Raw genomic sequence first — 19,571 nt, forward strand, 5'->3', positions numbered from 1 at the left:
AGCAGGCGCTCTTGTCCCCTCCGGGGCGGTCCACTTCACTTGATCGCGCACAGCTGATCGATTCCCGGAATCCTCCCGGAAGGGGACGACGTGCCGCAGCAAGAAGCTCCTGGGACTCCTCAAGACCTCATCAAGGCCGAGGCGGTGGGAGCCTGGTACGACAAGTTCGGCGACCTGTACCACATGACCCTCGGCGACAGCGTGCACTGCGGCCTGTGGGTGTCGCCCGACGAGCCCCATCCGGCGAGCCTGGACCTCGTCGCCCTCTCCTCCCGGGCACAGGACCGCTACACCGACTACCTCATCCGCCTGATGAACGCCCGCCCCGGCGGCCGCCACCTCGACATCGGCTGCGGCCCCGGCCGCCCCGCCGCCCGCCTCGCCGAGCAGACCGGGACCCACGTCACCGGCATCTCCGTCAGCAAGGAACAGATCGCCAGGGCCCAGGAGATGGCCCGCGCCACCGGACTGGCCGACCGCCTCGCCTTCGAGGTCGTCGACGCCATGAACCTGCCCTACGAGGACGAGAGCTTCGACACCGCCTGGGCCGTGGAGAGCCTGTGCCACATGGACCGCGCCAAGGCCCTCGGCGAGGCATGGCGGGTGCTGCGCCCGGGCGGCCACCTGATGATCCTGGAGTCGTCCCTGGAGGCCGAGCTCACCCCCGAGGAGCTCGGCCTCTACGAGACGGTCCTGGCCTCCAACCCGCCGCTGACGTTCCCCCAGTTGTCCGCGCTGCTGGAACGGACCGGATTCCGGACGCTTGAGTTCAAGGACCTGTCGGCCAACCTGGCCATCAGTTCGGACATCATCGCCCTGCTGCTGCGCGACCGGCGCGAGGAGCTCACGGCCGCGCTGGGCGCCGAGTTCGTGGAGATGACGGACGCCGCGTACACGGGCGTCCGCACCATCATCCGGGAGAAGACGCGCTTCTTCATGATGCTGCTGAGCAAGCCCCTCGCCTAGCGGCGGGGCCCGCCCCGGGGGCCGCCGCGCGTGGCAGTCTGGGGAGATGGACCGGATGGACCAGCACCCGTGGCGCTCGCCCGCCTCGCCGGGCGAGCCGCCCTACTACACGACCGACACGTGCGCCGGGTGCGGCGCCGTCGTCCACGGGATCCACGGCCGGTGGACGTGCGCGGCCTGCGGCGCGTGCAGCCCGTACCAGGAGCCGCCCGAGGGCTGGGCCTCCGAGATCACCCCGGAGGAACTGGCCACGAACAAGGTGGGATACGACCGGCCGTCGTAGCCCCGGCCGTCATCAGAGTCGGTGCCGGTCCAGGAAGTCCAGGATCAGCTTCTGCCACTCCTCCGGCCGCTCGGCCATCGGCACGTGCCCCGTGTCGATCTCCGCGTACTCCGCGCCCGCGATCCGGTCGGCCAGGAAACGGGAGTTGGCGGGCGCGACCAGCGTGTCCTGGAGGGGCGCGATGACCAGCGTGGGCACGGAGACGCCGGCGAGGTCACCGGTGGTGTCGGACGCGCCGACCACGGCGGCCTGCTCGGCCGCGCCGGCCGGCACCCCGCGCTCCACCAGCTCCAGGAAGGGACCGACCGCCGCCTCCGGAAGGCCGTTGAAGAAGGTCTCGCCGAAGCCGGACAGCGCCACGAACCGGGCGAACGCCTCCCGGTCGCCCCGCTCCAGCAGCCGCTGCCACAGGAACAGCGAGGCCCGCGTCCGGTTGTCCGCCGTGGCCAGGCCCGCCGTCAGGACCAGGCCCCGCACCCGCTCCGGGTGCCTGGCGGCCGCCCGTACGGAGACCATGGTGCCCAGCGAGTAGCCCAATAGAGTGAAAGTTTCCAGCCCTGCCTCGTCCGCCGCGGCCACGATTCCGTCGGCCAGCGCGTCGAGGGCCAGCGGGCCGGTGACCCTCGGCGTGGCGCCGGAGCCCGGGTAGTCGGGGGCCACCACCGTGTGCCCGGCGGAGAGGGCGGGGAGGACGGTGGCGTAGTTGCCCTCGATGCTGCCGCCCGCGCCGTGCGCGAGGAGCAGGCCGGGGCCGGTGCCGTGAACGGTCGTTGCGAACGCGGGAATCCCTGTCATGCCCCAGAGGTTGCCCCATGACATCAGTGTCAAGGTCAAGTCCGGGTGGGGGATCCGCCGATGCGTATCGGTGAACTGTCGCAGCGTACGGGGGTCAGCGCGAGGATGCTGCGCTACTACGAGCAGCAGGGACTGCTCGGATCCGAGCGGGACGGCAACGGCTACCGCCGGTATCGACCGGCCGCCGTCGAGCGCGTTCATCGCATCCGCGAACTCCTCGACGCGGGAATGACCACCGAGGTCATCCGCACCCTGCTGCCCTGCGCCCAGGGCGGCCCCGGCCTGCTCGCCTGCTCCCGCTCCGTCCAGGCACTGGACGATCAACTCGCCCGGGTGGAGGAGCAGATGGCCGAGCTGCGGCGGAAGAAGGAGGCGCTCGCGCGCCTGGAGCTCAGGTCCGCCTGAACGGGTGTGGGCCCGCCCCCCGAAGGGAGCGGGCCCACACCGTCAACCGGAAACCACCGGAGGTCAGAAGCGGCGCGTGATCAGCGCCCGCTTCACCTCCTGGATCGCCTTGGTGACCTCGATGCCACGCGGGCAGGCGTCCGTGCAGTTGAAGGTCGTGCGGCAGCGCCACACGCCGTCCTTGTCGTTGAGGATCTCCAGGCGCTGCTCGCCCGCCTCGTCACGCGAGTCGAAGATGAAGCGGTGCGCGTTGACGATCGCCGCCGGGCCGAAGTACTGGCCGTCGTTCCAGAACACCGGGCACGAGGAGGTGCACGCGGCGCACAGGATGCACTTGGTGGTGTCGTCGAAGCGCTCGCGGTCCTCGGCGGACTGCAGACGCTCGCGCGTCGGCTCGTTGCCCTTGGTGATGAGGAACGGCATGACGTCGCGGTAGGCCTGGAAGAACGGCTCCATGTCGACCACGAGGTCCTTGAGGACCGTCAGACCCTTGATCGGCTCGACCGTGATCGGCTTGGCCGGGTTGATGTCCTTGATCAGGGTCTTGCAGGCCAGCCGGTTCTTGCCGTTGATCCGCATGGCGTCGGAGCCGCAGATGCCGTGCGCGCAGGAGCGACGGAAGGTCAGCGAGCCGTCCAGGTCCCACTTGATCTTGTGGAGACCGTCGAGCACGCGCTCCTTCGGGTCGATCTCGACCTCGAAGTCCTGCCAGGTGGCCTCCGCCGAGACCTCCGGGTTGAACCGGCGGATGCGGAAGGTGACCGTGATGTACGGCGAAGCCGAGGAAGCGGCCTCGGCCTCCACCTTCTCGAGAGTCGGGGTGCTCATCAGTACTTACGCTCCATCGGCTGGTAGCGGGTCTGGACGACCGGCTTGTAGTCGAGGCGGATCGAGTCCTTGCCGTCCGCGTCGACCTCGCGGTACGCCATGGTGTGGCGCATGAAGTTGACGTCGTCGCGGTTGGGGTAGTCCTCGCGGTAGTGACCACCGCGGGACTCCTTGCGCGCCAGCGCGGACACGGCCATCACCTCGGCCAGGTCGAGCAGGTTGCCCAGCTCGATGGCCTCCAGCAGGTCGGTGTTGAAGCGCTTGCCCTTGTCCTGGACGGACACGTTCTTGTAGCGCTCGCGCAGCTCGGCGATCTTCTCGACGGCCGTCTTGATGGTCTGCTCGGTGCGGAAGACCATGACGTTGGCGTCCATGGTCTCCTGCAGCTCCTTGCGGAGCTCGGCGACCCGCTCGGTGCCGGTGGAGGCACGCAGCTTCTCGACCTGGTCGACGACGAGCGAGGCCGGGTCCTCCGGCAGCTCGACGAAGTCGGCCTTCTGCGCGTACTCCGCGGCGGCGATGCCCGCACGCTTGCCGAAGACGTTGATGTCCAGCAGCGAGTTGGTGCCCAGGCGGTTGGCGCCGTGCACGGACACGCACGCGACCTCGCCGGCGGCGTAGAGGCCGGGGACGACGGTGTCGTTGTCGGCCAGCACCTCGCCCTCGACGTTGGTCGGGATGCCGCCCATGGCGTAGTGCGCGGTCGGCTGGATCGGGATCGGGTCCGTGTAGGGCTCGATGCCGAGGTACGTCCGGGCGAACTCGGTGATGTCCGGGAGCTTGGCGTCGAGCTGCTCCGGCGGCAGGTGGGTGAGGTCCAGGTAGACGTGGTCGCCCTCGGGACCGCAGCCGCGGCCCTCGCGGATCTCCGTGTAGATGGAGCGCGAGACGACGTCACGCGAGGCGAGGTCCTTCATGACGGGCGCGTACTTCTCCATGAAGCGCTCGCCGTCCTTGTTGCGGAGGATGCCGCCCTCACCGCGGGCGCCCTCCGTCAGCAGGATGCCCATGCGCCAGATGCCCGTCGGGTGGAACTGGAAGAACTCCATGTCCTCCAGGGGCAGGCCGCGGCGGTAGCAGGCGGCCTGGCCGTCACCGGTCAGGGTGTGGGCGTTGGAGGTCACCTTGAAGAACTTGCCGGTGCCGCCGGAGGCGTAGATGACCGACTTCGCCTGGAAGACGTGGATCTCGCCGGTGGCCAGCTCGTACGCCACCACACCGGCCGACTTCTTGACGCCGTCGACCTCGGTGATCAGCTGGTCCAGGACGTAGAACTCGTTGAAGAACTCCACGCCCTCCTTGACGCAGTTCTGGTACAGCGTCTGGAGGATCATGTGGCCGGTGCGGTCCGCGGCGTAGCAGGACCGGCGGACCGGGGCCTCGCCGTGGTTACGGCTGTGACCGCCGAAGCGGCGCTGGTCGATGGTGCCGTCCGGGGTGCGGTTGAACGGCAGGCCCATCTTCTCGAGGTCGAGGACCGCGTCGATGGCCTCCTTCGCCAGGATCTCGGCGGCGTCCTGGTCGACCAGGTAGTCGCCACCCTTGATCGTGTCGAAGGTGTGCCACTCCCAGTTGTCCTCCTCGACGTTCGCGAGGGCGGCGGCCATGCCGCCCTGGGCGGCGCCGGTGTGGGAGCGGGTCGGGTAGAGCTTGGTGAGCACCGCGGTGCGGCTGCGCTTGGTCGACTCGATGGCCGCGCGCATGCCGGCGCCACCGGCGCCGACGATGACGGTGTCGTACTTGTGGATCTTCATGGTCGCGTCAGCCCCGGGCTCTAGCGGATGTTCGGGTCGAAGGTGAAGATCACCAGCGTGCCCAGCAGGACGGTGAACACCGTGGCGGTGTACAGCAGCATCTTCAGCCAGAAGCGGGTGTTGTCCCGCTCCGCGTAGTCGTTGATGACCGTGCGGAGGCCGTTCGCGCCGTGCAGCATCGCCAGCCACAGCATGATCAGGTCCCAGGCCTGCCAGAACGGCGAGGCCCAGCGGCCGGCCACGAAGGCGAAGCCGATCTTGCTGACGCCGCCGTCGAGGACGAGCTGGATCAGCAGGTGGCCGAGGACCAGGACGACCAGCACGATGCCGGACAGGCGCATGAAGAGCCAGCCGTACATCTCGAAGTTGGTGCGCGTCGCCTTAGGGGTCTTCTTGGTGCGCTTGCGCGGCGCCTCGATGACGGGGGCCGGGTTGTCGACGTCGTAGAGCGGGACGTCGTTCACGGCGGCGGGGGTGGTTTCAGCGGACATCTCGCGACTCAGCTCCCGAACAGCGTGCGCAGCGTGTGCTGGAGCACGGGGTAGAAAGCGCCTGCCATCAGCACGACCCAGACACCGACAACGGTCCACAGCATCTGCTTCTGGTACCGCGGTCCCTTGGACCAGAAGTCCACCGCGATGACGCGGAGGCCATTGAGTGCGTGGAAGAGGATGGCGGCCACGAGGCCGTACTCCATCAGGTTGACGATGGGCGTCTTGTACGTGGCGACGACGTCGTCATATGCCTCGGGGGAGACACGGACGAGAGCGGTGTCGAGGACGTGTACGAACAGGAAGAAGAAAATGAGGACGCCGGTGACTCGGTGAGCCACCCAGGACCACATGCCTTCCCGGCCGCGGTACAGCGTTCCAGCCGGCACGGAAAACCCTCCGGGAGCGGGGATTGGGGCCTGCCGGCTTCACTGTCGGTCGGGCCCGGCCGGGTACGGTCCACCGGCCCTGGCCATCGTAGCGACGCCTTGTCGGTTCGGTCCCCCGGGGTACGGCAGGTGTGATCAAACAGGCACGTACGGCCTAGGCGGAGCGGGAACGCGGGCCTGTCGATGCCTTCCCGAGTCCGGGCCGAGACCCCGTCGAGTCCTGACCGAGACCGTGCCGAGACCCCGTCGAGAATCCGCCGCCGTCCCCCGGAATCCGGGCTTCCGGCGTGTCCGGCGGGATGTGGGGGGTAGTCAGGGAGAAAACCCATATCTTCGACACCAAAGCCCCAAATGGGAGGTTTGCTCCATGGGACGGTCTGTCAGGATCACCCGGGCTTCTGCCGTCCGGGGAACGGTGGCCAGCTGCGCCCTCCTCGCCACCATGAGCCTCATGGGCTGCCCGCGCGACGGCCACGCCGGGCACCCGGGCGCCGACGACTCCCGCTCCGCCCAGGGCTCCGTCGCCGCCCCGGCCGCCTCTCCCGCCGCCTCGGACCCGGCCACCGTCTCCCCGTCCACGCCCGTACCGCAGGGGCCCCCGGCCGTGATCCCGGCCGTCCGGGAGTTCACCCAGCGCTCCGGCCCCGGCTGGCGGCCCGCGCCCGGCGCCCGGGTGGTGGCCGCCGCCGGGAAGCCGGCCGACGAGGCCCGCCGGCTCGCCGCCGACCTGGGGCTCACCTACGACGCCGGGCCCGCCCGCCCCGGCGACGTGGAGCTGATCGCGCGCGCCGGGCAGGCCGGCGGCCCCGAGTCGTACGAGCTGACCGTCCAGGACCGCAAGGTCACCGTCACCGCCCCCGAGGCGGCCGGCCTGTTCTACGGCACCCGGACCGTCGTCCAGGCCGTGCGCGGCGGCGGGGGACTGCCCGAAGGTGTGATCAAGGACGCACCCGACCGCCCCCAGCGCGGCCTCAACCTCGACACCGCCCGCAAGCACTTCACCGCCGACTGGATCGAGTCCCGGCTGCGCGAGCTCGCCGACCTCAAGCTCAACCAGCTCGGCCTCCACTTCTCCGACGACCAGGGCTTCCGGATCGAGAGCTCCTCCCACCCCGAGGTCGTCTCCCCGCAGCACCTCACCAAGGCCGAGCTCCGCCGGATCACCGCCCTCGCCGCCGACCTCCACATCACCGTCGTCCCCGAGATCGACTCGCCCGGCCACCTCGGCGCGGTCATCGCCGCCCGCCCCGCCCTCCAGCTCCGCGACGCGAGCGGGACGGCGGCGCGGGGCGCGGTCGACATCGGCAACCCCGAGTCCGCGCGGGTCGTCGACGACCTTCTGCGGGAGTTCGCCCCGCTTTTCCCCGGCCCCTGGTTCCACCTCGGCGCGGACGAGTACCGCGCCCTGATGTCCCGTGACCCGCAGGCCGCCTACCCCCGGCTGGCCCAGCTGGCCCGCCGGCGGTTCGGCCCCCAGGGCCGGGTCCAGGACCTGGCCACGGCCTGGCTCAACGACCGGGCGGCCGTGGTGCGCGGCCTGGGCAAGACGCCCAAGGCGTGGAACGACGGCTTCTTCACGGGCGGGGTCGTCAGCCCGGACAAATCCATCGAAGTCGAGTACTGGACGGGCAAGGAGACCGGCGCGCGCCGCCCGCAGGACTACCTGAACGAGGGACGCTCGGTGGTCAACCTGAACGACGAATACCTCTATTACGTCCTCGGCGAGCCCAACGACTTCCGCTACCCGACGGGGGAGCGGATCTACGGCGCCTGGTCGCCGCCCGTCCTGCGGGGCACGGGCCCCGTCCCGGCGAACGTCGCGACCGGCGCGGACCGGGTGCCCGGCGGGCGGCTCGCCGTCTGGTGCGACCGCGCGGACGCGCAGTCGCCGGAGCAGGTGGCGGCGGGCATCCGGCTGCCGCTCGCGGCGGTGTCACAGCGACTGTGGGATCCGAGGCCGCCGCGACTGTCGTGGGCGGACTTCTCGGCGCTGGCGGGGAAGGTGCGGCGGTGACCCGAGGGGGCTCCGCCCCCTCGAACCCCCGGACGGGGACGGCCGGGGCCGCCACCCCCCACAGGAGAGGCCCCGACCGCCGTCCGCTGCGAACCCTGGTGGGGCACGCATCTCTTACAGCGCCGGTAATCGAAAATTCGTCACTCCCCACTTCCCCGGACCGGGGCAGGTCGTCCGGAGCGCGTAATATCACCCGCTCGTAGCCGTTTGACCACGCCACGATTCCCGGGGGTCTTGCTGATGTATCCGTGCGGTCGATGCCGCGCTGTCGCCGTGGGACCCGACGGCCGGTGCGCCGCCTGTGGTGCCCACCAGCAGCCGCACCCGTCCGCGCAGCCGCATCCCGCGCAGGCGTCGTACGCCTACCCGCCCCCGTATCCGTATCCGCCGCACCCGCACCCGTACCCGGGCGCCGTGCCCGGCTTCCCCGGCGGGCTTCCGTTCGGCGGGGTGGATCTGCGGCGCGGCGTACGGACAGCCCTGAACGTTCTGCTGGGCGTGGTCGCCCTGCTGCTGATGCTGCAGATCGCGGCCATCGGCCAGCAGCGTGGGGTCATTCAGGACATCCTCGCCAACGGCCATCCGAGCTCGTCCACGAGCGACGCCGTCGACGACGCCGACTCCTTCGCCGACGCGATGACGGTGCTGTCGTTCCTCGGCATGGCGGCCACGGCCGTCCTGTGGGTGATCTGGTTCCGCCGGGTGCGCCTCAACGCCGAGGTGTTCGCGCCCGGTACCCACCGTTTCGGCAGCGGCTGGGCGGTGGGCAGCTGGTTCACGCCGGTCGTGAACCTCTGGTTCCCCAAGCAGATGGCGAACGACATCTACCGGGCCAGCGCCCCCGGCGGCCCGCAGAGCGCCCCCAAGGGCCTGCTCAACGCCTGGTGGGTGCTGTGGATCGCGGCCAACGTGCTCAGCACGGTGGGCGACGGCATGTCCTCGGTCGCCTCGGCGAGGCTCCGGCGGCCCCTCGCCGGATCCGACTGGGAGAGCGCCGTCGAGCTGCTGAACAGCTCCCTCGCCGTCAGCGGCTTCTCCGCGCTGCTGCTCCTGGCCGACACCGTGCTCGCGCTGCTCGTCGTCCGGCAGCTGACGCGGATGCAGGAGCAGCGGGCCCTGGCCGGCCCTCCGGCGATGCCGCCCGTGCCGCCGTCCGTCCCGCCGTCCGTGCCGCCGTACGGGGTGCCGTTCGGGGGCGTCCCCTACGGTCCGCCGCCCGGGCAGAATCCTTTCAGCGCCGGTCCGGCGGCCTCCTGAACCGCGAGTACGACCTGTGGTGCAGGATGTGAGCGTGCAGGGGGACGACGCTGAGCTGACCGTCGCGGTGCGCGCGGCGCAGAGCGGGGACGAAACGGCATTCCGTACGGTCTACCGGACCGTACAGCCGCGCCTGCTCGGGTACGTGCGCACGCTGGTCGGCGAGGCCGACGCGGAGGACGTGGCCTCGGAGGCGTGGCTCCAGATAGCCAGGGACCTGGAGCGGTTCACCGGCGACGCCGACCGCTTCAGGGGCTGGGCGGCCACGATCGCCCGCAACCGCGCCCTCGACCACATACGCATGCGCGGCCGGCGCCCGGCCATCGGCGGCGACGAGAGCGAGCTCGCCGCCCGGGCCGCCGACGCGGACACCGCCGGGGAGGCGTTGGAGGCCCTCGGCACGGGGCGTACCCTCGCCCTCATCGCCCAGCTCCCGCAGGACCAGGCCGAGGCCGTGGTGTTGCGGGTGGTCGTCGGCCTCGACGCCAAGAGCGCCGCCGGAGTGCTGGGCAAACGGCCCGGCGCGGTGCGCACCGCCGCGCACCGCGGTCTGCGACGGCTGGCCGAGCTGGTGACGGCGGGCCCCGGCGGGCCCCCGGCCACAGGCGCCGGCCAGGACCGGCGGGCCGGTGGAGCGACAGTTTCTTCCGGTGTGACGCAAATGCGCGCGCGGACGCAGAAGGACATGTGATGGCGGACGACCACCGGTACGACCACGACTGGCTGGATGACGACGCCGTGGAGCGGCTGCTGCGCGGGCTCCCCGCGGGGTCCGCCCCCACGGGCTCCGCAGTCGGCGGTGAGACCGGCGTCGTTCCAGCGGAATCCACCGCGGACCGCCCCACCGGGGGCGAGGCGAACGCTGCCTCTGCGAGCCCCGCCGCCGGAGACGGGGCCGAGGCCCTCGTCGCCATGCGGCTGAACGCGGCTTTCCGTTCCCTGACCGACATCCCGTCGGCGGGCGCCGTCGGCACCTCCGCCGCCGAAGCGCCCCTGCCCGGCGAGGAGGCCGCGCTCGCGGCCTTCCGCGCCGCGCGCGCCGCCACCGCGCCCAAGGCCGCCACCGCCTCCCCCCTCGCCGCCCTGCGCGACGCCGGCTCGCGGCGCGCCGAGGCCGTGCGCTCGTTCCTGCGGCGCCCCGCCCGGACGGCCCTCGCGCTGGCCCTCGCGGGCTGCGCGGTGGGCGGCGTCGCGGTCGCGGCCGGGACGGGCGTGCTGCCCGGGCCGTTCGGCAGGTCCGGCAAGGAGCCGTCGCCCTCCGCCAGCGTGACGCTCGCCGACGAGACCGACGTCGCGACGGTCGGCCCCGGCAAGCCCGCCCCCGGCACCACCCCTTCCCCGGGAGCGAGTGCCCGCCCCACCGGCCGCCCGGACCCCTCGCGTACCCCCGGTGCCAAGGAGTCCGGACCGGCGTCCGGTTCCTCGGCGAGCCCGTTCCACGGTGACGAGGACGACGCCCGGGGCGAGAAGGGTGACAAGGGGAACAAGGGCGACAAGCCCGGCAAGGACGGCGGGAACAACGACCCCGGCACCCTGGACGGCGCCAAGGCGGGCCGCGTCTGGGCCGCCAAGATCTGCCGTGAGTTCCTCGCCAACGGCAAGCGCAACGGCAATGGCAACGGGAACGGCAACGGCAAGGGCGTCGACGAGGACGAGGCCCGCACGCTGGAGCGGTTCGCCGGCGGCTCGTCGGCCGTCCGGACGTACTGCGAGCGCGTCCTCGCCTCCGACGGCCAGGGCGGCAAGGGCGACGAGGACGGCGACGGCTCGGTGTGGGACGACCTCGTCAACCGTGCTCCGCGCTCCCGAACCGTGCCCCGTGTCAGCGCGCCGGCCCCCGCACCGAAACCGGGTGTGACACTTTTCGAGGCGTCGGCGCTGTAGGTAGTGAGCCGACTGGTCATCGGCTGCGCGGAGCCGAAGTTCCCCCCCATTAGTCGGCTCCGCGCACCTGGCGCGGGCGGGGCTCTTCCCCCGGTCCTGCCCGCGCCCCCCTCCTCCTTCGCCGTGTGTGGCGACCGGGACGGGCACCTCCGGAGGACTACAGTCCGAAGTGGAGGCTTCCGGAACCCGAGCAGCGGGAGGCGTTTCCCATGACGACCCGATCGCGATCCACCGAGTCCGGACTGCCCGTCAAGCCGGTCTACGACCCGGAGGCGCTCGCCGGCTGGGACCCCGGCGACCGGCTCGGCGCCCCCGGCGCGTTCCCCTTCACCCGTGGCGTGTACCCGACGATGTACACCGAGCGCCCGTGGACCATGCGCCAGTACGCGGGCTTCGGCACGGCCGCCGAGTCCAACGCCCGCTACCGCCGGCTCATCGCCGACGGCGGCCACGGCCTGTCCGTCGCCTTCGACCTGCCCACCCAGATGGGCCACGACTCCGACGCCCCCATCGCGAGCGGCGAGGTCGGCAAGGTCGGCGTCGCCATCGACTCGGTCGAGGACATGCGGGAGCTCTTCGACGGCATCCCCCTCGGCGACGTCTCCACCTCGATGACCATCAACGCCCCGGCCGCCCTGCTGCTCCTGCTCTACCAGCTGGTGGCCGAGGAGCAGGGCGTCTCCGGCGAGCACCTCACCGGCACCGTCCAGAACGACGTCCTCAAGGAGTACATCGCGCGCGGGACGTACATCTTCCCGCCCAAGCCCTCCTTGCGCCTGACCGCCGACATCTTCCGCTACTGCCGGACCGAGCTCCCGCGCTGGAACACCATCTCCGTCTCCGGCTACCACATCGCCGAGGCCGGGGCCTCGCCCGTGCAGGAGGTCGCCTTCACCCTGGCCGACGCCGTCCAGTACGTCCGCACGGCCATCGCCGCCGGCATGGACGTCGACGACTTCGCCCCCCGGATCTCCTTCTTCTTCGTCGCCCGGACGACCCTGCTGGAGGAGGTCGCCAAATTCCGGGCGGCCCGGCGGATCTGGGCCCGGCTGATGCGGGACGAGTTCGGGGCGAAGAATCCCAAATCGCAGATGCTGCGCTTCCACACCCAGACCGCCGGGGTGCAGCTCACCGCGCAGCAGCCCGAGATCAACCTCGTGCGCGTGGCCGTCCAGGGCCTGGCCGCCGTGCTCGGCGGCACCCAGTCGCTGCACACCAACTCCTACGACGAGGCCATCGCCCTGCCCAGCGAGAAGGCCGCCCGGCTCGCCCTGCGCACCCAGCAGGTGCTCGCCCATGAGACGGACGTCACCGCCACGGTCGACCCGTTCGCGGGCTCGTACGCGATCGAGTCGATGACGGACGAGCTGGAGTTCGCCGCCCTGGAGCTGATGGACGAGGTCGAGGCCATGGGCGGGGCCGTCGCCGCCATCGAGCGGGGCTTCCAGAAGGGCGAGATCGAACGCAACGCCTACCGCGTCGCCCGCGAGACGGAGGAGGGCGAGCGCGTCGTCGTGGGCGTCAACCGCTTCCGTGTCGACGAGGAGGAGCCGTACGAGCCGCTGCGCGTCGACCCGGAGATCGAGACGCGGCAGTGCGAACGCCTGGCGAGGCTGCGGGCGGACCGCGACGGCCGCGCGGTCACGCGCGAACTGGACGCGCTGCGGCGGGCGGCGGAGAGCGCGGCGGAGAACGTCCTGCCCCCGATGCGGGAGGCCCTGCGGGCCCGGGCCACGGTGGGGGAGGTGTGCGGGGCGCTGCGGGAGGTGTGGGGGACGCACGCGCCGGCGGACTCGTTCTGACCGCCGCCCGGACTGAGAGACACTGGTGGGATGTCCTCCCCCCGCCGGGCCTGTCCCGTATGTACCCGTGAGATCGCAGTCGTCGGCGGCCGCTTCGCCCGCCACGACCCGCCGGGCCGCCGCCCCGCCTTCACATACGAGCTGATGTCCTGCCCCGGCTCGCGCCGCTCGGCCCCGCTCCTGGCGACGGAACCGGTGCTCTTCGACCCGGAGCGCCCCCCGATGGACGGCCAGCAGCAACTGTTCTGACGACTTGCGCTTGCCGCGACGTCAACTTCTACGGTCGACGGCATGAGCGAGAACACCACCGCCGAATCCGTGGTCGCCTTCGACCGCACCATCTATCCCATGCCGATGTTCGCCAACTTCAAGGTCGCCGACATCGAGGCCGCCGAGGCGTTCTACCACGCCGTCGGGTTCTTCACCCTGGCCACCATCCCGGGACCGGAGGGGGCCACCGCACTGGTGCACCTGCGGCGGATGAAGTACCAGGACATCCTGCTCACCCCGGGTGAGCCCGTCCCCGGCAGCACCACCGTGAGCTTCGCCGCCGGCGGGCAGGACCTCGAGGAGCTGGCGATCCTGCTCCGGGAGGCCCCGCTGAAGGGGGCCCGGGTCGAGGGCCCCACGGACACCCTGTGGTTCACCTCGGACCTGACCATCGACGACCCGGACGGGAACCGGGTGATCCTCACGGGGCTCCGCGAGGGGGAGCTGGAGGAGGCGAAGGTCTGGGCCCGGGAGAACATCGTCTAACGGCAGACGACGTCTTCGGCCGGGCGCTGTCCGGTCTTGAGGAACGCGCTGACGGCCCGGTCGCCGCAGGCGTTGCCGTTCGCCAGGTACGCGCCGTGCCCGCCGGAGTCGACGGTGACCAGCCGGGTCCGGTCGCCCAGGGCCGCCCGCATCTTGAGGGCGCCGCTGTGGGGTGTGTTCGGGTCGCGCAGGTTCTGGACCATCAGGATGTTCGAGGGTCCCTGGGAGGTGATCCGGCCGGGCTTGTCGGCCGGCTCGTCCTTCCAGAACGCGCAGGGCATGACGTTGACGGGCATGCCCGCCGTCAGCGGGTGCCGGATCCGGTCGGCGGCGACGGCCCGCCGGTAGACGGGGAGCGACTTCGGCCAGGCGACGTCGTTGCAGATGGTCGCCGTCCGTACGGCCGCGTCGTGCTGGGACACCGCCAAGGGCAGGGCGTCGGGGACCGTCAGGTCGCCCGTGGTGTCGCGGGCGGCGAGGATCAGTTTCGCCAGGGGCGCGAAACCCTGCCGGGAGGTGAGGGTTTGAAGCAGACCCATCCGCAAACGGTTGCCGGTCAGCTGGTGCCCGTCGGCGAACGTACGCGGTGAGGCGTCCAGCTTCGCCGCCAGCGCGAGGAACATCGGCTGGACGGCCACGGGGGTGTCGGCCAGCCGGTCGGGGTTGTCGGGCGTCGAGGCCCACTTCGCGAAGTCGGGGAAGCGGTCCTCGACCCCGACGGCCATGTTCGCCAGCCAACCGCGCGCGACCCGGGCGGGGTCGGGGTCGCCCGAGCTGTCCAGCACGACCCGGTCGGTCCGGTCGGGGTGCTTCTGCGCGTACTGGGCCGCCACGTACACCCCGTACGAGACGCCGTACACCGACAGCTTCCGCTCGCCGAGGGCCTGGCGGAGGAGGTCGACGTCGCGTACCTCGTTGGCGGTCGTGAACGAGCGGAGGAGCGGGCCGCCGTTGCGGGCGCAGGCGTCGGCGATACGGCGGCCGCGGGCGGCGTTCTCGCCGGTGTCGCCGTCGGGACCGGGCCAGGGGATGAAGCTGCTGATCTCCAGATCGCCCTTGTCCAGTCCGCAGTCGGCGAGGGTGCTGCCGTGGGTTCCGGTACCGCGCGGGTCGAAGCTCACGAGGTCGTACGCCCCGCCGGTCTGCTCGCGCATGGCTTCGCCTTTCTGCTTCAGCAGGTCGAAGCCGGAGCCGCCGGGCCCGCCGGGTATCAGCAGCAGGGTCCCGCGCCGGGCTTCCGGGTGGTCGGTGCGGAGGCGGGAGACGGCGAGGTGGGCCTGCGGGCCGTCCGGGTCGCGGTGGTCGACCGGTACGGACAGGTCGGCGCACTCCCTGGTGGGCGCGTCGGCGCAGGGTTTCCAGCGGAGGGAGGGCGCGTCCGCGGGTGCGGCCTGGGCGGGTGCGGCGAGGGTGGCGGCGACGGCGGAGGTGGCGAGTGCGAACAGGATGGATTTGCGGGTGCGTTGGTTCGTCATGCCGACAAGCGTGGCCGCCCGGCGTCGTTCTGCCCATCCGGCCCACCGTTCCCTTAGGGGTGGGGAAATCCCCCTGGTCACCGAGGGATTGGTCCCTGCAAATGCGTCATGACCGTTAGAGGTGGAGTATTCATGATTGGCCGGTATCGCGGTGTTGTGGGGCGTAAGAGGCGGCCATGACACGCCACAACGGCTTGAACGCGTCAAAGCCCGTCGGCTGTAACGGCGTTGAGGCGTGACTGACCTGGCTGTATACGGCGCCCGGCTGGCGCGGGTCGGCCGTCGTTTCCGGCAGGCCGTATCGGGGCCTTAGCCGCGTGCGTCCGGCCGAATACTTTTCCAGGTGACCGCACGGGACCGGCCTCGAGAAAGGGCTCGGAATGACCACGTCCAGCAGTGAGTACACGATCCTCGTCCGGCCTTCCGTCGAAAAACAGTGGGTCGGCGGGGGCTCCGTCCGGCTCACCGTCCACAACCTCACCGACGAGGACAAGAACATCTCGACCATCGAATTCGACGTGGCCCAGGGGCAGACCGTCGGCAACAACGTCGGCCTCGTGGTCGTCCAGCAGGGTCAGCGCGTCACGGGAACGGTCGAGAGCTGGAAGCGGAAAATCCCCGCGCACGGCACGAACTTCGTCATCGTGTCGTACACCGGCACGCTCGACCCGCTGCCCAAGAACATCAAGGTCGACGGGGTTCCGGCGGACGTGCCGGAATACGACACGCCGCCCACCCCGGTCACCGACCTGCGGGTCGACCGGGTCCTCGGGCGCTCCGTGCTGCTCGACTGGACGCCCTCGACCGACGAGGTCGCGGTGATCGAGTACCACATCACCGTCAACGTCCCCGGCCGCGAGCCGGTCGTGGTCACCGGGCCGCCCGCCCTCGTGGGCCGGCTGACGCCCGAGACCGACTACGAGGCGACCGTCGTCGCCATGAACATCCGCGGCCTGTTCTCCTCGCCCACCACGGTCGAATTCAATTCCGGTGAGCCGAAGGGGGAACGGCCCGCCTGGGACATCCCGGTGATGCCGTTCATCGACTACGCCGGCGGCAACACCGTCTCCGGCGACTGGCACATCAACGAGATCACGCCCATCGCCCAGGCCACGGGTGTTCGCGGCGTCTCTCTCGGCTTCATCACCGTCGCGAACGACCAGATGGAGCCGTGCTGGGGGAGCATTCCCACCTACGACGCCATCAACGGCAAGCACAACGCCGACGACGTGCGCGCCTTCAAGGAGCTGGGCGGCCGTCCGGTCATCTCCATCGGCGGCTGGACCAACCACATCGCGGAATACGTCCACACGGACGTGGAGCGGGTCTACGGCTGGTACTCGGCCATCCTGGACGCGTACGACATCGACCGCATCGACTTCGACATCGAGGGCGCGGCCCAGAAGGACAAGGCATTCCTCGCCCGCCACATCGGCATCGTCCTGATGCTGCTGGACGCCCGGCCCCAGCTCCGCATCTCCTACACCCTCCCCGTCGACGCCGGCCGCGAGCGCCGCCCGGCCGACGTCTACGGCCCGGACGACCCGAACTGCCCGCCGGACCTCGTCGCCGGGTTCAACACCGACGGTCAGGCGTTCATCGGCATGCTCGCCGACGCGGGCATCCTCCCGTCGCTGTTCAACGGGATGACCATGACCATGGGCAACCCCAACCGCCCGCAGGGCACGGAGGCCGTCATCGCGACGCGCTTCATGCACCGCACGGTCAAGCAGGCCTACCCGCACCTCACGGACGCCGAGGTCTGGGCCCGGCTGGGCGCCTGTCCGATGTACGGCATCAACGACGGCGGCGAACGCTTCCACGAGCAGGACATGCACGACCTGGTCGCCCACGCCCGGGACGTACGGCTGGGCTCCATCGGCGGCTGGGACGCCCAGCGCGACTGGAACTCCAACCGCACGACGACCAAGTGCGGCGTCGACTCGGGCGACATCTCCCAGTGCACGTGGGAGCCCCAGACGCCGGGCACGTACCTGAAGATCGAGGCGGCGTACCAGGTCTGACGCGCACAGGGGGCGGGGTCCGGGGGCCGCTTGGCCCCCGGACCCGTGTGTTCACCCGGCCAGTCCCCGCAGCCCCTCCAGTCCCGCCGGGAGTCCGGGCCCGCCCTCGCCGTATATGACGCCGAGGCGCTGGGTCGCGCGCGTCAGGGCGACGTACAGGTCGCTCGTCCCGAACTCGCCCGGCTCGACGACGATCACCGAGTCGAACTCCAGGCCCTTGGCCTGGCGCGGGTCGAGGAGGACCACCGGGCGGGTCAGGTCCGGGTTCGCGCCCGTCGAGGCCGCCGGCACGGCGGCGCGCAGGGCCGCGTGGTGCGGGCGCTGGGCGATGACCGCGATGCGGGCCATCTCGCGGGACGTCTCGGAGACGACCGCCTCGGCCACCGCGTCCGCCAGGTCCGCCGGGTCCGCCACCTCGCCGGCGCCGCCGACGAGGCACATCCACGGAGCTTCCCCCGTGGCCCGTACCGAGCTCGGCGGTTCGAAGGACGGGTTCACGGACCGGACGACGCCGGCCGCGAGGTCCATGATCTCGGCGGGCGTACGGTAGTTGACGCCCAGCCGCACGTGCTCCCAGCGGTCGCCGACGTGCGGCGCGAGGATGGCGTCCCAGGTGCCGCAGCCGCCGGGTTCGGCGGTCTGGGCCGGGTCGCCGACCAGGGTCATGGAGCGCGTGGGGCAGCGGCGCATCAGCAGCCGCCAGGCCATGGCGGACAGCTCCTGGGCCTCGTCGACGATGATGTGGCCGAACGCCCAGGTCCGGTCGGCGGCGGCGCGTTCGGCGGCGCTGCGGTGGTCGGCCTCCTCGTGGCGTTCGGCGAGGCGTTCCGCGTCGATGAGGTCGTGGGCGGCGAGGACCTCGGAGTCCTCGTCCTCGCGGTCCTCGAACTCCTGGGTGCGGGAGCCGTAGGAGAGGTCGAGGACGCCCTGGGCGTAGCGGACGCGCTCCTGGCGCGCGGCCTCGGCGGCGGCGCGGGCGGCGGAGTCGTCCTCGCCGAGGAGCTCGGCGGCCTCGTCGAGGAGGGGGACGTCCGCCGGGGTCCAGGGGCCGCCGTCGCGCCGGATGGCCGCCGCGTCCTCGTCGGGGAGGTGGGTGGGGTCGGTGAGGTAGTCGGCGAGGAACTCCTGCGGGGTGAGCGCGGGCCACAGGTCGTCGATGGCGGCGTGGACGTCGCGGTTGGCGGCGACGGCCTTGCCGAGCTGGGCGATGTCGTCCGGGCCGAGGAGGCTGGGCCCGCCGTAGGGGTCGGCGCCGAGGCGGTCGGCGATCTGGGCGGTGAGGGCGTCGATGACGCGGAAGGCGAAGTAGGGGCGGGCGAGGTTGTGCGGCAGCCTGGTCTCCCGTGCCAGGCTGCGGGCCTCGGTGGCGATCTCGGTGGTGAGCAGCAGCTCGCCGTCGTCGTGCCGGATGGCGATGGGTGCGTCGGGCTCGGGCACGGTCTGCCGGTCGCGGACGTGTGCCGCGAGGGCGTCGGCCATGCCGGCCGCGCCCTTGATCTCGGCGGCCCGGGGGGTGTCGGTGCCGGTGGCGCGGACGCCCGGGTAGAGCTCGGCGGGCGTGGCGAGGAGGACGCCGGTCTCGCCGAGCGCGGGCAGCACTTCGCCGATGTAGCCGAGGAAGGCCGGGTTGGGGCCGACGATCAGCACGGCGCGGCGGGCGAGCCGCTCGCGGTGGGCGTAGAGGAGGTACGCGGCGCGGTGGAGGGCGACGACGGTCTTGCCCGTGCCGGGGCCGCCCTCGACGACGAGGACGCCCTGGTGGGGGGCGCGGATGATGCGGTCCTGCTCGGCCTGGATGGTCTGCACGATGTCGTGCATCCGGCCGGTGCGGGCGGCGTCGAGCGCGGCGAGGAGGACGGCGTCCGCGTCGCTGCCCTCATGGCCGGTACGGGCGGTGTCGGTGAGATCGAGGATCTCGTCGTGGAGGTCGGTGACCCGGTGGTTCTCGGTGGTGATGTGACGCCTGCGGCGCAGCCCCATGGGGGTGTGGCCGGTGGCGAGGTAGAACGGCCGGGCGACCTCGGCCCGCCAGTCGATCACCAGGGGCGTCCGGTCCTCGTCGGCGGCGCGGATGCCGATGCGGCCGATGTGGTGGTCGGCGCCGTCGCGGAACAGCAGCCGCCCGAAGCACAGCCCGTGTTCCCCCGCGTTGAACGCCGCGAGCAGCCCGGACTGCTCGGCCACCATGACGTCGCGCTCCTGCCGCGCCTGGAAGGTGGTGCCGTCCATCGCCAGGGCGTCCTCGACCGCCGACTCGGCGCCGGTGCGCAGTTCGGCGAGCCGGTGATGAAGCAGATCGATGAATTCCTGCTCATTGCGCATGTCCGTGTTTGACAATTCCACTCCCGCACGGATATGATGGCCTCATAAAGCTTCCCCATGCGTTGAGTTGAACAACTCATGGAACCCGTCAATATACGCGGAGAAATACCCCGGGCGTCAATACGC

General features: G+C 71.5%; 18 protein-coding genes. 11 read left to right on the forward strand and 7 right to left on the reverse strand.

Annotation, left to right across the window (positions count from 1 at the left end; genetic code table 11):
- Window positions 1-90 precede the first annotated feature (90 nt).
- Window positions 91-966 (forward strand): SAM-dependent methyltransferase, encoded by an 876-nt coding sequence (locus tag ACX9I7_RS07370; RefSeq protein WP_459386847.1) that lies wholly within the window; start codon window positions 91-93, stop codon window positions 964-966.
- Between the two features lie 55 nt (window positions 967-1,021).
- Window positions 1,022-1,249: a hypothetical protein gene (locus ACX9I7_RS07375; RefSeq protein WP_189453001.1), complete on the forward strand. Its 228-nt coding sequence runs from the start codon at window positions 1,022-1,024 to the stop codon at window positions 1,247-1,249.
- A gap of 12 nt (window positions 1,250-1,261) precedes the next feature.
- Here ACX9I7_RS07375 and ACX9I7_RS07380 read toward each other — a convergent pair whose 3' ends face one another.
- Window positions 1,262-2,044: an alpha/beta fold hydrolase gene (locus tag ACX9I7_RS07380; protein ID WP_459386848.1), complete on the reverse strand. Its 783-nt coding sequence runs from the start codon at window positions 2,042-2,044 to the stop codon at window positions 1,262-1,264.
- Between the two features lie 60 nt (window positions 2,045-2,104).
- On the opposite strand from ACX9I7_RS07380, the gene ACX9I7_RS07385 reads away from it, so the two are divergent.
- Window positions 2,105-2,449, forward strand: a complete 345-nt coding sequence (locus ACX9I7_RS07385) for a MerR family transcriptional regulator (protein ID WP_459386849.1) — start codon at window positions 2,105-2,107, stop codon at window positions 2,447-2,449.
- 63 nt (window positions 2,450-2,512) lie between these two features.
- On the opposite strand, the gene ACX9I7_RS07390 is transcribed toward ACX9I7_RS07385, so the two are convergent.
- From ACX9I7_RS07390 to sdhC, 4 genes are read right to left on the reverse strand one after another with little or no spacing between them, the layout of a single operon-like run.
- Window positions 2,513-3,277 (reverse strand): succinate dehydrogenase iron-sulfur subunit, encoded by a 765-nt coding sequence (locus ACX9I7_RS07390; RefSeq protein WP_358627623.1) that lies wholly within the window; start codon window positions 3,275-3,277, stop codon window positions 2,513-2,515.
- On the reverse strand, window positions 3,277-5,031 hold the full coding sequence (sdhA, locus tag ACX9I7_RS07395; protein WP_358219004.1) for a succinate dehydrogenase flavoprotein subunit: 1,755 nt from the start codon (window positions 5,029-5,031) through the stop codon (window positions 3,277-3,279). The genes ACX9I7_RS07390 and sdhA overlap by 1 nt, the downstream gene beginning before the upstream one ends.
- A gap of 20 nt (window positions 5,032-5,051) precedes the next feature.
- Entirely contained in the window at window positions 5,052-5,522 is a 471-nt protein-coding gene (locus tag ACX9I7_RS07400) for a succinate dehydrogenase hydrophobic membrane anchor subunit (protein ID WP_387567188.1), read from the reverse strand.
- A gap of 8 nt (window positions 5,523-5,530) precedes the next feature.
- Window positions 5,531-5,911: a succinate dehydrogenase, cytochrome b556 subunit gene (gene sdhC, locus ACX9I7_RS07405; protein WP_126915659.1), complete on the reverse strand. Its 381-nt coding sequence runs from the start codon at window positions 5,909-5,911 to the stop codon at window positions 5,531-5,533.
- A 367-nt stretch (window positions 5,912-6,278) separates the two neighbouring features.
- Between sdhC and ACX9I7_RS07410 the strand changes: the two genes are divergently transcribed.
- The 7 genes from ACX9I7_RS07410 to ACX9I7_RS07440 all read left to right on the forward strand — a co-directional run bounded on the left by ACX9I7_RS07410 (window position 6,279) and on the right by ACX9I7_RS07440 (window position 13,624).
- Complete coding sequence (locus ACX9I7_RS07410; protein ID WP_387567186.1) at window positions 6,279-7,925, forward strand: beta-N-acetylhexosaminidase; 1,647 nt, start codon at window positions 6,279-6,281, stop codon at window positions 7,923-7,925.
- Between the two features lie 273 nt (window positions 7,926-8,198).
- Complete coding sequence (locus ACX9I7_RS07415; protein ID WP_387567184.1) at window positions 8,199-9,182, forward strand: DUF4328 domain-containing protein; 984 nt, start codon at window positions 8,199-8,201, stop codon at window positions 9,180-9,182.
- Window positions 9,183-9,216: 34 nt separating this feature from the next.
- Window positions 9,217-9,873, forward strand: coding sequence for an RNA polymerase sigma factor (locus ACX9I7_RS07420; RefSeq protein WP_387567329.1), 657 nt, complete (start codon window positions 9,217-9,219; stop codon window positions 9,871-9,873).
- Window positions 9,873-11,066, forward strand: coding sequence for a hypothetical protein (locus tag ACX9I7_RS07425; protein ID WP_459386850.1), 1,194 nt, complete (start codon window positions 9,873-9,875; stop codon window positions 11,064-11,066). Before ACX9I7_RS07420 ends, ACX9I7_RS07425 begins: the two co-directional genes overlap by 1 nt.
- Window positions 11,067-11,275: 209 nt before the next feature.
- Window positions 11,276-12,868, forward strand: a complete 1,593-nt coding sequence (locus tag ACX9I7_RS07430; protein WP_459386851.1) for an acyl-CoA mutase large subunit family protein — start codon at window positions 11,276-11,278, stop codon at window positions 12,866-12,868.
- Between the two features lie 30 nt (window positions 12,869-12,898).
- Window positions 12,899-13,117 carry a hypothetical protein gene (locus ACX9I7_RS07435; RefSeq protein ID WP_126915665.1) on the forward strand — a complete coding sequence of 73 codons (219 nt, stop codon included), beginning with the start codon at window positions 12,899-12,901 and terminating at the stop codon, window positions 13,115-13,117.
- Window positions 13,118-13,159: 42 nt separating this feature from the next.
- Window positions 13,160-13,624, forward strand: a complete 465-nt coding sequence (locus tag ACX9I7_RS07440; protein ID WP_459386852.1) for a VOC family protein — start codon at window positions 13,160-13,162, stop codon at window positions 13,622-13,624.
- Here ACX9I7_RS07440 and ACX9I7_RS07445 read toward each other — a convergent pair.
- Window positions 13,621-15,099 carry an alpha/beta hydrolase gene (locus ACX9I7_RS07445; protein WP_459386853.1) on the reverse strand — a complete coding sequence of 493 codons (1,479 nt, stop codon included), beginning with the start codon at window positions 15,097-15,099 and terminating at the stop codon, window positions 13,621-13,623. The two genes, ACX9I7_RS07440 and ACX9I7_RS07445, sit on opposite strands and share 4 nt — an antisense overlap.
- Before the next feature lie 380 nt (window positions 15,100-15,479).
- Between ACX9I7_RS07445 and ACX9I7_RS07450 the strand changes: the two genes are divergently transcribed.
- Window positions 15,480-17,123, forward strand: a complete 1,644-nt coding sequence (locus ACX9I7_RS07450; RefSeq protein ID WP_459386854.1) for a fibronectin type III domain-containing protein — start codon at window positions 15,480-15,482, stop codon at window positions 17,121-17,123.
- 51 nt (window positions 17,124-17,174) lie between these two features.
- Here ACX9I7_RS07450 and ACX9I7_RS07455 read toward each other — a convergent pair whose 3' ends face one another.
- Window positions 17,175-19,445 (reverse strand): HelD family protein, encoded by a 2,271-nt coding sequence (locus ACX9I7_RS07455; RefSeq protein ID WP_459386855.1) that lies wholly within the window; start codon window positions 19,443-19,445, stop codon window positions 17,175-17,177.
- Window positions 19,446-19,571: the final 126 nt, after the last annotated feature.

This window comes from Streptomyces sp. L500, assembly GCF_054551825.1.

Coding starts and splice junctions, on each gene's coding strand:
- ACX9I7_RS07410 (WP_387567186.1), top strand. CDS start 6,279: ATGGGACGGTCTGTCAGGATCACCCGGGCTTCTGCCGTCCGGGGAACG.
- ACX9I7_RS07375 (WP_189453001.1), top strand. CDS start 1,022: ATGGACCAGCACCCGTGGCGCTCGCCCGCCTCGCCGGGCGAGCCGCCC.
- ACX9I7_RS07400 (WP_387567188.1), bottom strand. CDS start 5,522: ATGTCCGCTGAAACCACCCCCGCCGCCGTGAACGACGTCCCGCTCTAC.
- ACX9I7_RS07430 (WP_459386851.1), top strand. CDS start 11,276: ATGACGACCCGATCGCGATCCACCGAGTCCGGACTGCCCGTCAAGCCG.
- ACX9I7_RS07435 (WP_126915665.1), top strand. CDS start 12,899: ATGTCCTCCCCCCGCCGGGCCTGTCCCGTATGTACCCGTGAGATCGCA.
- ACX9I7_RS07390 (WP_358627623.1), bottom strand. CDS start 3,277: ATGAGCACCCCGACTCTCGAGAAGGTGGAGGCCGAGGCCGCTTCCTCG.
- ACX9I7_RS07440 (WP_459386852.1), top strand. CDS start 13,160: ATGAGCGAGAACACCACCGCCGAATCCGTGGTCGCCTTCGACCGCACC.
- ACX9I7_RS07450 (WP_459386854.1), top strand. CDS start 15,480: ATGACCACGTCCAGCAGTGAGTACACGATCCTCGTCCGGCCTTCCGTC.
- ACX9I7_RS07445 (WP_459386853.1), bottom strand. CDS start 15,099: ATGACGAACCAACGCACCCGCAAATCCATCCTGTTCGCACTCGCCACC.
- ACX9I7_RS07380 (WP_459386848.1), bottom strand. CDS start 2,044: ATGACAGGGATTCCCGCGTTCGCAACGACCGTTCACGGCACCGGCCCC.
- ACX9I7_RS07425 (WP_459386850.1), top strand. CDS start 9,873: ATGGCGGACGACCACCGGTACGACCACGACTGGCTGGATGACGACGCC.
- ACX9I7_RS07385 (WP_459386849.1), top strand. CDS start 2,105: ATGCGTATCGGTGAACTGTCGCAGCGTACGGGGGTCAGCGCGAGGATG.
- sdhA (WP_358219004.1), bottom strand. CDS start 5,031: ATGAAGATCCACAAGTACGACACCGTCATCGTCGGCGCCGGTGGCGCC.
- ACX9I7_RS07455 (WP_459386855.1), bottom strand. CDS start 19,445: ATGCGCAATGAGCAGGAATTCATCGATCTGCTTCATCACCGGCTCGCC.